General features: G+C 50.3%; 9 protein-coding genes. 7 read left to right on the forward strand and 2 right to left on the reverse strand.

Annotation, left to right across the window (positions count from 1 at the left end; translation table 11 throughout):
• Positions 1-4: 4 nt before the first annotated feature.
• The gene (locus AC6R0S_RS00645; RefSeq protein ID WP_500637003.1) at positions 5-2230 is read right to left on the reverse strand and encodes an NADP-dependent isocitrate dehydrogenase; all 2226 of its coding nucleotides are present in this window, start codon (positions 2228-2230) and stop codon (positions 5-7) included.
• 346 nt (positions 2231-2576) lie between these two features.
• Here AC6R0S_RS00645 and AC6R0S_RS00650 point away from each other — a divergent pair, with 346 nt between their 5' ends.
• Positions 2577-3269, forward strand: a complete 693-nt coding sequence (locus AC6R0S_RS00650; RefSeq protein WP_500637004.1) for a pseudouridine synthase — start codon at positions 2577-2579, stop codon at positions 3267-3269.
• 107 nt (positions 3270-3376) lie between these two features.
• On the opposite strand, the gene aspS is transcribed toward AC6R0S_RS00650, so the two are convergent.
• Positions 3377-5149, reverse strand: a complete 1773-nt coding sequence (gene aspS / locus AC6R0S_RS00655; RefSeq protein WP_500631922.1) for an aspartate--tRNA ligase — start codon at positions 5147-5149, stop codon at positions 3377-3379.
• A gap of 269 nt (positions 5150-5418) precedes the next feature.
• On the opposite strand from aspS, the gene AC6R0S_RS00660 reads away from it, so the two are divergent.
• The 6 genes from AC6R0S_RS00660 to AC6R0S_RS00685 all read left to right on the forward strand — a co-directional run bounded on the left by AC6R0S_RS00660 (position 5419) and on the right by AC6R0S_RS00685 (position 11655).
• Positions 5419-6300, forward strand: a complete 882-nt coding sequence (locus AC6R0S_RS00660; protein WP_500637005.1) for a DUF72 domain-containing protein — start codon at positions 5419-5421, stop codon at positions 6298-6300.
• Between the two features lie 102 nt (positions 6301-6402).
• Positions 6403-7140: a carboxy-S-adenosyl-L-methionine synthase CmoA gene (gene cmoA / locus AC6R0S_RS00665; RefSeq protein ID WP_487902693.1), complete on the forward strand. Its 738-nt coding sequence runs from the start codon at positions 6403-6405 to the stop codon at positions 7138-7140.
• Between the two features lie 140 nt (positions 7141-7280).
• Positions 7281-8255 carry a tRNA 5-methoxyuridine(34)/uridine 5-oxyacetic acid(34) synthase CmoB gene (gene cmoB, locus AC6R0S_RS00670; protein WP_500637006.1) on the forward strand — a complete coding sequence of 325 codons (975 nt, stop codon included), beginning with the start codon at positions 7281-7283 and terminating at the stop codon, positions 8253-8255.
• Positions 8256-8415: 160 nt separating this feature from the next.
• Complete coding sequence (locus tag AC6R0S_RS00675; RefSeq protein ID WP_500637007.1) at positions 8416-9156, forward strand: ATP-dependent zinc protease family protein; 741 nt, start codon at positions 8416-8418, stop codon at positions 9154-9156.
• Positions 9157-9168: 12 nt separating this feature from the next.
• The gene (locus tag AC6R0S_RS00680) at positions 9169-10674 is read left to right on the forward strand and encodes an inactive transglutaminase family protein (RefSeq protein ID WP_500637008.1); all 1506 of its coding nucleotides are present in this window, start codon (positions 9169-9171) and stop codon (positions 10672-10674) included.
• Positions 10675-10677: 3 nt separating this feature from the next.
• Positions 10678-11655 carry an alpha-L-glutamate ligase-like protein gene (locus AC6R0S_RS00685; RefSeq protein WP_500631918.1) on the forward strand — a complete coding sequence of 326 codons (978 nt, stop codon included), beginning with the start codon at positions 10678-10680 and terminating at the stop codon, positions 11653-11655.
• The last annotated feature ends 50 nt before the right edge of the window (positions 11656-11705 follow it).

Consider the following 11705-nt stretch of genomic DNA (forward strand, 5'->3'; position numbering starts at 1 on the left):
TCTATTAGCGATTAATGATGCTGTTGAGTGTTGCGCTTGGTCGCATTAGCGTCGCGGCCTTTTCAAACACTGGTGCGTAGTAGCCACCCAGATCGCCCGCGACACCTTGAGCACCATTGAGCTCAGCGATAATCGCCTCTTCGTTGTCTTGCAACGACTTCGCAATCGGCGCAAACTCCGCCGCAAGCTCAGCATCAGCGGTCTGCTCTGCTAACGCTTTTGCCCAGTAGCTCGCTAGGTAGTAATGGCTGCCACGGTTATCAAGCTCGCCAACTCGGCGAGACGGTGACTTGTTGTTGTCAAGGAACTCACCGGTCGCCTTATCAAGGGCATCGGCCAGCACTTGCGCTTTAGCATTGCCTGTCACGACGCTGAGGTGTTCCAGTGACGCTGCTAATGCCAAAAACTCACCTAATGAATCCCAACGCAAATGGTTCTCTTTTTCCACCTGTTGAACGTGCTTCGGCGCGCTGCCGCCCGCCCCTGTTTCAAACAGACCACCGCCGTTCATTAGCGGTACGATAGACAACATTTTGGCTGAAGTTCCCAACTCAAGAATTGGGAACAAGTCCGTCAAGTAGTCACGCAGCACGTTACCTGTCACAGAGATGGTATCAAGACCTTCTTTAATGCGCTCTAGCGAGTATTTGCACGCCTCAAGTGGTGCAAGGATCTTGATCTCTAGACCAGAGGTGTCGTGCTCAGGTAAGTACGCGTTCACTTTTTTGATCAACTGAGCATCATGAGCACGATTTTCATCCAACCAGAATACCGCAGGGACGCCGGTTGCGCGTGCACGTGTCACCGCAAGTTTTACCCAGTCTTGAATCGGTGCATCTTTCACTTGGCACATACGGAAGATGTCACCCGCTTCCACCGATTGCTCAAGCAGCACCTGGCCGTTGGTGTCAACAACACGGACAGCACCATCGGCGTCGAGAATAAAGGTCTTGTCGTGTGAGCCGTACTCTTCCGCTTTCTGCGCCATCAAACCCACGTTAGGCACGCTACCCATAGTGGTTGGATCAAACGCACCGTGCTCTTTACAGAAATCAATCACCGCTTGGTAGATACCCGCGTAGCTGCGATCTGGAATCATCGCTTTGGTGTCTTTCTGTTTGCCGTCAGGGCCCCACATTTGACCGGATGCACGAAGCATAGCCGGCATCGAGGCATCAACGATGATGTCACTTGGCACGTGAAGGTTGGTGATACCGCGATCAGAATCGACCATAGCTAATGGTGGTTGAGTTTCATACACCGCTTGAAGCGCGGCTTCAATCTCGGCTTTTTGATCTTGCGGCAAGGCTTCAATCTTGCTGTACACATCGCCGATACCATTTTTGACATCAACGCCGAGTTTCTCAAACAGCTCACCATACTTAGCAAACACGTCTTTGTAGTAGACTTTCACGGCATGACCGAAAATCACTGGGTCAGAGACTTTCATCATGGTCGCTTTCATGTGCAGTGATAGCAGCACATCTTTTTGCTTCGCGTCTGCAATCTCTTGCTCAAAGTACGCCACGAGTGCGTTTTTGTTCATCACCGCGCAATCAATGATCTCTTTATCTTGCAGGGCGAACGGCGCTTTCAGTTGTTTTGTGCTGCCGTCTTTCGCGACAAATTCGATGGTCACTTTGGTCGCATGCTCGACCGTCACCGACTTCTCGCTACCGAAGAAATCTTTGTCATCCATACTCGAGACATGAGATTTCGACTCTTTTGACCACGCGCCCATTGAATGTGGGTTTTTCTTTGCGTAGTTCTTGACTGAAAGCGGCGCACGGCGGTCAGAGTTACCTTCACGTAGCACCGGGTTCACTGCACTGCCTTTGATCTTGTCGTAGGTCGCTTTGATCGCTTCCTCTTCGTATGTACTTGGCTCTTCAGGGTAGTTCGGCAGGTTGTAGCCTTTGGCTTGCAGCTCTTTAATTGCGGCTTTTAACTGTGGGATAGACGCCGAAATGTTCGGCAGTTTAATGATGTTGGCATCAGGTGTTTTCGCCAACTCGCCCAATTCAGCAAGCGCATCACCGATACGCTGTTCTGGCTTCAGATGCTCAGGGAAGCTCGCGATGATACGACCGGCGAGTGAAATATCGCGTGTGTCTACGTCAATGCCTGAGGAGGCAGTGAAAGACTGGATAATTGGCAGTAGTGAGTAGGTCGCTAGCGCTGGCGCTTCATCGGTGATCGTGTAAATAATTGTAGGCTTTTCTGTAGGCATGAAATTTCCCTATTTGTTCTGACAAACCCATTGGATGCATGGGCTTTTGTGGTCTGTCCGCGACAAGTAGATAATACCAACACGAATGTGGTTGCCTTGGTATCGTCATCCCCTCACTTGTTGCGATTTAGATGTCTCTTTTTTTGTTTGGCCATCGCCGTTGAAACTTTGTGTTTCGCTGACTCGGCGTCCATGAGAACGTAATCGTTATAATTAAACAAAATCGGCAAAATAGTCTATTATCTTGTGCGCCAATCCTGATTCGAGGCGCGCACATCATAGCGTAATTCGAGATAGATCGAAACTTTCGCCCACACTTCGTTTACATTTTTGCAAGGTAGTTAACATGTCACCACGCTCAAGACGCGAGTCTCAGCCCGCTTCACCACGCAACGGTCAAACACGTTTAAAACGACCGTTTGGCGCGCAAGATGCCAAGCGCAGCTCGTCTAAACATCGCAGAAAAAAGCCAAGTCAACGAGCGAAGATCGCGCCATCAGAACGTAAGGTGATCGTCTTCAATAAACCCTATGACACCTTGAGCCAGTTCACCGATGGGGAGGGAAGAAAAACCCTAGCCGACTACATAGATGTTAAAGATGTGTACGCCGCTGGAAGACTCGATCGTGACAGTGAAGGGCTGATGGTGCTGACGAATGACGGCATCTTCCAAGCCAAACTGACTTCACCCAAATCGAAAGCCCCTAAAACCTATTGGGTACAAGTAGAAGGCGAACCGAGCGATGCGGATCTCGACAAGCTTCGCCAAGGGGTTGAATTAAAAGATGGCATGACACTGCCGGCCACCATCGAACGCATGGACGCGCCTGATATTTGGGAGCGCAACCCGCCGGTGCGTTTTCGCGCCTCGATTCCAACGACTTGGCTCGCCGTCACCATCATCGAAGGTCGTAATCGCCAAGTCAGACGCATGACCGCGCACATCGGCTTCCCGACTCTTAGGCTTGTGCGCTACTCGATGGGTGACATCACGTTAGGCGATTTGCAGCCAGGCGAGTGGCAAACCGTCGACTTGTAACTGCCCTTGTTATAAATGATTCTTCGTTACCCTCTCAGAGTAACTTAGGATAAAAAAATACCGCTCTATTGAGCGGTATTTTTTTGGTTTCGTCACCCGTAAAGGGATTACTCTTTATCTTTCGCTGCGGTCACTGCAATCGCTAGCTCTTCAAGCGCGGCAGGGTTAGCAAGGCTAGGCGCGTCGGTCAATAGACAAGCCGCTGCCGTCGTTTTCGGGAACGCAATCACATCACGGATGTTCTCGGTACCACACAACAGCATCACAAGACGGTCGAGACCAAATGCAAGACCCGCGTGCGGCGGCGTACCAAATTTCAGTGCGTCCAATAGGAAGCCAAACTTCAGACGTTGCTCATCCGCATCGATACCAAGAATATCGAATACCGCCGCTTGCATCTCCGCATTGTGGATACGAACAGAACCGCCGCCCACTTCGTAGCCGTTGAGTACCATGTCGTAGGCGTTAGAGTTCGCCGCTGCAGGGTTCGCTTTTAGCTCTTCTGCCGTCACACCGAGAGGCGATGTGAATGGGTGGTGCATCGCGTGCAAGTTGCCTTCATCGTCTTCTTCAAACATTGGGAAGTCAACAACCCATAGAGGCGCCCAAGTGCCTTCTTTTGTCAGCTCTAGGTCTTTGCCCAGTTTCAGACGCAGTGCACCCAGCGCTTCAGCCACGATGTTCGCTTTATCTGCTCCGAACAAAATAATGTCACCAGATTCCGCTTGCGTGCGCTCAAGGATGCCATTGATCACCTCTTCGCTAAGGAATTTAGCCACAGGAGATTGGATACCTTCCATACCCGCCGCACGGTCGTTGACCTTCATCCATGCCAAACCTTTCGCACCATAGATACCAACAAACTCGCCGTAGCCGTCAATTTGTTTACGAGTGAGTGACGCACCACCCGGTACGCGAATCACAGCAACGCGGCCTTTCTCGTCATTGGCTGGACCAGAGAAGACTTTGAACTCAACGTCTTTCACTAGATCTGCAACATCAACAAGCTCTAGTGGGTTACGTAGATCAGGCTTGTCAGAGCCAAAACGGCGAATCGCTTCGCTAAATGGCATGACAGGGAACTCACCAAGGTCAACGTTCAGTAGCTCTAGCCACATGTCGCGAACCATTTTCTCTGTGGTTGCACGCACTTCGTCAGCGGTCATGAATGACGTTTCGATATCGATCTGAGTGAATTCTGGTTGACGGTCAGCACGCAAGTCTTCATCACGGAAACACTTAACGATTTGGTAGTAACGGTCAAAACCCGACATCATCAGCAGCTGTTTAAATAGCTGTGGAGACTGAGGAAGCGCGTAGAAGCTGCCTTTGTGAACACGGCTTGGTACTAGGTAATCACGCGCACCTTCTGGTGTCGCTTTGGTCAGTACAGGTGTTTCGATGTCTAGGAAGCCGTTGTCGTCTAGGAAACGGCGAACAAAGCTAGACGCTTTCGCACGCAGCTTGATGCGGTCGCTCATTTCAGGGCGACGCAGGTCTAGGTAACGGTATTTAAGACGTTGTTCTTCCGAGTTCTTTTGGTTGAAGTCTAGAGGCAGAACGTCACTGCGGTTGATGATCTCAAGACCTTTCGCAAGGATCTCAACTTCACCGGTGGCCATGTCTTTGTTGACTTGGCTTTCTGGACGAACACGCACTTCACCCGTTAGCTTGATACAGAATTCACTACGAAGGGTATTCGCCACTTCGTACGCGTCCGCCATGTCTGGATCCACCACTACCTGTACGATACCTTCGCGATCTCGCATATCGATAAAAATAAGACCGCCTAAATCACGGCGACGGTTTACCCAGCCGCACAGTTCTACAGTTTGTCCTGCTAGGGACTTGTTCAGGTGACCACAGTAATGGGTACGCATAATGAAATTCCCAATCTCTCTAGTAATAAGTTGATGACGCCCTAGCTGACTGCCGCCAGAGCAAAGGTCCATTTATACGCTGAAAGTCATTTTAAATCGACTGTTGCAGCGACAATTTATTGCGTTTTATCGTGCTTTGATGATTTTTACACCAACAAATGGCCAAAAAAGCCGATTTCGCCGTCAAATTGACCCGATTATAACGCCAGATTACCTTTTTCTTCAAAACTCTCGTAGAGTAGAGACATCCGATGCGTATGGAGGGAAGTATGGACAAGTTACCACTAAGATTAGGCTTGACAATGTGGTCAAACAACCACTGGCAGCAGGCGTTTTATGGTAGTGGCACGCAGGCCTCACAACGCCTTGAAAAGTATGCTGAGGTATTCCATACCGTTGAAGGTAACACCACGTTTTACGCCACGCCAACGCCATCAACGGTGAGCAACTGGAAAGCCGCCACGCACGATGATTTTCGCTTTACCTTCAAGCTTCCCAAAGCCATCACCCACCAGCATCAGTTGCAAGGCTGCCAAGCACTGCTTGCCGACTTTATGCACATTATGGCGCCACTGATACCGCGCATTGGGCAATGGACTATTCAACTCCCCGCCGCCTTTGGACCCGAACACTTTTCACAGTTGTCGGCCTTCTGCGCCATGCTGCCACCGGACTTTCCCATCGGTGTTGAAGTGCGCCACCCCGCCTTTTTCGCCAAAGGTGACGCCGAAAAGCGACTCAATCAGTGGCTGCTGGAGCGCAATTACGATCGCATCATTATGGACAGTCGCCCTGTTTTTTCGACCCAGCCGGACAGGCGCTCCCCCTATTTTGCTGCCCTAATTGATGCCCAAGAGAAGAAACCGCGCGTTCCCGTGCACGCCATTGCCACCGGAGCGCATCCTATGGTGCGTTTTATTGGCCATCCTGATGAACCACTCAATGACGTTTTTTTTACTCCTTGGCTCGACAAATTGCCGCAGTGGATAGGCGAAGGAAAGCAGCCTTACCTGATGATCCATACCGCCGACAACCTGGTTGCGCCCGAGCTAGCCGCGAAGCTCTATCGACGTTTGCAACAGCAGGTGTCATTGCCCGATTTAGCGCCATTTCCAAGCCAAGGCGACCACGCGCAAATATCTATGTTTTAAGTCACATGACAAGCGCGCAAAGATCTCATAAAATACGCGCCTTTTTTGACATCTGACGATGGCATGCTTGACTGTTTGCATCGTCCGTAGCGAGAGTGTGTGATGAACCCTAAGAGCAACCCAGATACCATTTTTTCGGCGCCAATCGACAAAATTGGTGACTTCACGTTTGATGAACGTGTCGCAGAAGTGTTCCCTGACATGATCCAGCGCTCGGTACCAGGCTACAGCAACATCATTTCAGCGATTGGCATGTTGGCCGAGCGCTTCGTTAAGCCTCACTCCAACATTTACGATTTAGGTTGTTCATTGGGTGCCGCAACCCTCTCTATGCGTCGCCACATCCAGCAAGAAGGCTGCAAGATTGTCGCTGTCGATAACTCGCAAGCCATGGTTGAGCGATGCAAACTGCACGTCAACGCCTATCGCAGCGATACGCCTGTTGAGGTGGTTGAAGCCGATATTCGACACATCGACATCGACAACGCGTCTGTGGTGGTCTTGAACTTCACGCTGCAATTTCTCTCACCACAAGACCGCTACAGTTTGCTAGAGAAGATTTACGCGGGTTTAAGACCTGGCGGTATTCTCATTTTGTCAGAGAAATTTGTCTTTGATGATGTCGGCGCCAACGAGCTATTAATTGATTTGCACCATGACTTTAAACGCGCCAATGGCTATAGCGAACTCGAGATCAGCCAAAAGCGCAGCGCGATTGAAAACGTCATGCGTCCTGATTCCATCAAAGCGCATAAAGAGCGCTTTGCCAAGATTGGCTTTAGCAGTTTTGACGTTTGGTTTCAGTGTTTTAACTTTGGTTCTATGTTCGCGATTAAGTAGTCATCACGATCAGATGGTGTCCATCAACGAATAGTGTTGTACGACACCCATCTCCACATTTGCACGCGCCGAGTCCCTAGAGGCCGCGAGCAACCATAAACACCTAGGGGCATGCCTGTATCAACGAGGACCTTGTTTTCATGTTTAATTTTGCCGATTTCTATCAACTGATCGCTCAAGACACGCGTCTGCAACCTTGGCTGAATGTTCTACCACAGCAGTTGACCGATTGGCAAAATGCCGAACACGGTGATTTTGGCCGCTGGTTAAAAGCACTGAACAAGATCCCAGAAGGCGCGCCAGATCAAGTCGATGTTAAACATTCGGTGACGTTGAGCAATGACACGCCATTCCATGAGGGCGAGTTAAAGAAACTCGAAAACTTACTGCGTACCTTCCACCCTTGGCGTAAAGGGCCGTACACCGTACACGGTATCCATATTGATACTGAGTGGCGCAGCGACTGGAAGTGGGATCGTGTCCTCCCTCATATCTCTCCACTGAAAAATCGCAGTGTGCTGGATGTCGGTTGTGGCAATGGCTATCACATGTGGCGCATGCTGGGCGAAGGCGCGCGTCTTACGGTCGGCATCGACCCATCACACCTGTTTTTGATCCAGTTTGAAGCGATTCGCAAACTGATGGGCGGTGATCAACGAGCTCATCTTCTGCCGCTGGGTATAGAACAACTGCCAAAACTGGAAGCCTTTGATACCGTCTTTAGCATGGGTGTGCTCTACCATCGCCGCTCGCCGCTTGATCACTTGATCCAACTTAAAGATCAATTGGTGGCAGGCGGAGAGCTGGTGCTCGAAACTCTGGTTATCGAAGGCGATGAAACATCCGTATTGGTGCCGACATCTCGCTATGCACAGATGCGAAATGTGTACTTCTTCCCTTCCGCCAAAGCGCTTAAAGTCTGGCTGGAACTGGTTGGCTTTGAACAGGTGCGTATTGTGGATGAAAACGTCACGAGCACTGGCGAACAGCGCACCACCGATTGGATGACGCATAACTCATTGCCAGACTATTTAGACCCAAGCGATCCGAGCAAAACCGTGGAAGGCTATCCGGCGCCACGACGTGCGATCTTGGTGGCGAAGAAACCCAACTAGGAATTCCGAATTTCTTAAAGATTTGACAATACGTTAACGCATTTTTGCTATCGAATCGTTACTCTCCAAACCCTTACTTTCTGCCGCCTAATACGCCCAGTCAGTAAGGGACTATTTCTTTGTTTTTATCTCTGTTTTACTGCCCAATTTAGGTTGATTAATGTTTTCAAGATTGACTCCGCTTGTCGCCCTTGCTGTGCTTTCAGGCTGCGCGACAACTGACGAAAAGCCGTACCATCAAGAAACACTCGCCGCGATTTCAGCGCAAGAAACCTCTCTTAATAACAAGCTCGAAAACATCGCCCTGCAACTGAGCAATCAGTCCGACTACATCGAAAGCCTAGAGGGCCAAGTCTTGGTGTTAGGTGGTGAGGTGGGTGAACTGAAAAAACGCGTCAACACACCGAGCAAAGCACAAACCACACCCAAAGCGCCCACGCAGAAAATTGTCAAGGTTGACCCAAGTAACCGCATTGTGCTGGGAGAAATCGAGACGGTCACCATAGACAACGTCTCACAACGTTTTGACGCCCGAGTTGACACCGGCGCTGCGACCTCGTCACTCAATGCTGTCGACATTGCGGAGTTTGAGCGCAACGGCAAAAACTGGGTTCGCTTCCACCTCTCCGATGGTGTCACAGAGTTAAATGATGACAACTGGATCGAAGCGCCCGTGGTTCGCCATGTCAAAATTCGTCAATCCACCAATGAAGAACTGGAGCGACGAGTCGTGGTTGAACTTTGGGTCAAACTTGGAAAAATTCATGAAAAAGCGCAGTTTACATTGGCAGATCGCTCTCAAATGAGTCATCCTGTTCTTCTAGGTCGTGAATTCATCCGTGACATCGCCGTCGTCGATGTCAGCAAGAAGTACATTCACACGGAAGTTGCAAAAAAATAATAAGGTAACAGTATGACGTCAAAAGTCCCTTTTTATATTTCAGTGGTTGTCCTGATCTGCGTAGGGATTGCGCTGAGTCTATTTCGCCACCAAAGCTATGGTGTGCCTTGGACGCCAGGAGAAACGCGCCAAGTCTGGGATATCGAGGCTCGTATTGAATTTAATGCGCAAAATAAGCCCGTCAAAGCCTCCCTTGCTGCGCCTCATACACAATCGGGTTTTACCCTGATTAGCGAGTCGTCATCTTCTCCAGGCTATGGTGTTTCCTACATCGACACCGAAACTGGGCGACGTGCCGAGTGGTCCATTCGCCAAGCGAGCGGCGCGCAAACCATCTACTACAAAGCGCAGTTTTTGGTTGACCCGCAAGCCGACGTCGACCCGATTCCACCTGTTGCCGCCACCACCAAACCCACTTTCGATGGTCCTGTCGAAGCAGCAGCCAATGCATTGATTGAACTCGCTAATCAACGCTCTGCCGATGACATCACCTTTACCCGCGAACTGATCAAATCCATCAACGACTCAGACAGCCAGAACGCGGCGTTAATTCTCAATCGCATGTCTAAAATTGAAGCAGTAAGCAAACTGCTCGCCTATGCGGATATCCCAAGTAAAGTCGTCGGTGTTATCGAGCTGGAAGATGGCCGTCGTCGCCAAAGCATTCAGCAGATGAACCAAGTGTGGGATGGCAAAAGTTGGGTGCTGTTCAACCCAAGCAAAGCGAGCCAAGTCACCGCAGAGAACATTCTGGTGTGGGATGAATCGAACGTCTCACTACTTGATTTGATTGGCGGTCAAAACAGTCAAGTCCACTTCTCCATGATTGCTCAGGAAGTCTCGCCGTCTCAAGCGACGATGGACAAAGTGCAAGCCGACGGTTTACTCAACTTCTCTATTCATAGCTTGCCACTAGAAGAGCAAGCCATGTTCAAAACCATCATGCTGATCCCAATTGGCGCCTTGATTGTGGTTTTCTTACGCGTGCTGATTGGTCTGAAAACCTCCGGCACCTTTATGCCCGTTCTGATTGCGGTTGCCTTTGTGCAAACTCAGCTTGTGACCGGTATTGTCGGCTTCCTATTGATCGTCGGTACTGGCTTGGTTATCCGCAGCTATCTCTCTAAGCTCAACCTGCTTTTGGTGGCGCGGATTTCGGCGGTCATCATCACGGTGATTATGATCATCTCGGTGTTTACCGTGGTGGCATTTAAAATTGGCTTGACCGAAGGTCTCTCGATCACCTTCTTCCCAATGATCATACTATCTTGGACCATTGAACGCATGTCGATTCTCTGGGAAGAGGAAGGCGCTAAAGAGGTAGTATTGCAAGGTGGGGGCTCGCTACTGACTGCTGTACTGGTCTACCTAGCGATGACCAACCCTTACATTCAACACCTGACCTTTAACTTTATTGGTCTGCAACTGATCGTACTGGGCGGTATTTTGTTACTCGGTACCTACACTGGATACCGTCTGACTGAGCTGCGTCGCTTTAAGCCATTAGCGGAGGACTGAACGATGTTTTCACGTTTTACCTCTCCGAGTAAGCTGCGCCACAAGGGCATTATGGGCATGAACCAACGTAACCACAGTTATATTGGTCGCTACAATGACCGTTCAAAATACCCCTTGGTGGACGATAAGCTGAAAACCAAGATCATTGCCGAGATGCATGGCGCGACGACACCGAAGCTTATCGGCGTTATCAGTAACCAAGCCGAAGTCAAACGTATTCACAATATGGTGCTCGATTGGCCTGGTTTTGTTATCAAGCCAGCACAAGGCAGTGGTGGCAAGGGGATCCTTGTTATCACCTCTCATAAGGATGGCGTCTACACCAAGCCTTCCGGTGCCACCATCAATAAAGAAGATGTCGAACGTCACATCAGTAATGCCCTCGCTGGGCTCTTCTCGCTCGGTGGCAAGAACGATGTCGCTGTGGTTGAAAATCTGATCAAATTTGATGATTGCTTTGATGGCTTTAGCTACGAAGGGGTGCCCGATGTGCGCATCATCGTATTTAAAGGCTACCCAGTGATGGCTATGATGCGCTGCTCGACCGCTGCGTCTGATGGCAAAGCGAACTTGCACCAAGGCGCCGTGGGCGTCGGGATCGATATTGCAACCGGCCGCGCGGTGCGAGCGGTGCAGTTTGACCAACCGATTACTCATCACCCAGACACCGGCAAAGAGCTGGCGACCCTACAAGTGCCTCATTGGGAGCGCCTTCTGGTGCTGGCTTCTAGTGCTTGGGAGATGACCGGTCTCGGTTACATGGGCACCGACATGGTGCTGGACAAAGAAGAAGGGCCTATGGTGCTCGAGCTCAACGCGCGCCCCGGTCTGGCGATTCAAATCGCGAACGGCAGCGGACTACTCCCAAGGCTCCGTCACATTGAAAACATGGGCACGGCTATCCGTTACCCTACACCGGAAGAGCGCGTCGCCTATGCCGCGAAACAGTTTGGAATTTTCGCCAACGAAATTCCTGCTTGATTCCTTAATGTCTAAGTTGCCTTAAACCTCCAATAAAAAATAGCCGCTTA

This window comes from Vibrio sp. R15-SG3-ISO1B (assembly GCF_059833835.1).

What these genes read in the sequence shown, in the direction of transcription:
- aspS (WP_500631922.1), bottom strand. Translation starts at nt 5,149, where the DNA reads ATGCGTACCCATTACTGTGGTCACCTGAACAAGTCCCTAGCAGGACAA.
- AC6R0S_RS00685 (WP_500631918.1), top strand. Translation starts at nt 10,678, where the DNA reads ATGTTTTCACGTTTTACCTCTCCGAGTAAGCTGCGCCACAAGGGCATT.
- cmoA (WP_487902693.1), top strand. Translation starts at nt 6,403, where the DNA reads ATGAACCCTAAGAGCAACCCAGATACCATTTTTTCGGCGCCAATCGAC.
- AC6R0S_RS00680 (WP_500637008.1), top strand. Translation starts at nt 9,169, where the DNA reads ATGACGTCAAAAGTCCCTTTTTATATTTCAGTGGTTGTCCTGATCTGC.
- cmoB (WP_500637006.1), top strand. Translation starts at nt 7,281, where the DNA reads ATGTTTAATTTTGCCGATTTCTATCAACTGATCGCTCAAGACACGCGT.
- AC6R0S_RS00650 (WP_500637004.1), top strand. Translation starts at nt 2,577, where the DNA reads ATGTCACCACGCTCAAGACGCGAGTCTCAGCCCGCTTCACCACGCAAC.
- AC6R0S_RS00660 (WP_500637005.1), top strand. Translation starts at nt 5,419, where the DNA reads ATGGACAAGTTACCACTAAGATTAGGCTTGACAATGTGGTCAAACAAC.
- AC6R0S_RS00675 (WP_500637007.1), top strand. Translation starts at nt 8,416, where the DNA reads ATGTTTTCAAGATTGACTCCGCTTGTCGCCCTTGCTGTGCTTTCAGGC.
- AC6R0S_RS00645 (WP_500637003.1), bottom strand. Translation starts at nt 2,230, where the DNA reads ATGCCTACAGAAAAGCCTACAATTATTTACACGATCACCGATGAAGCG.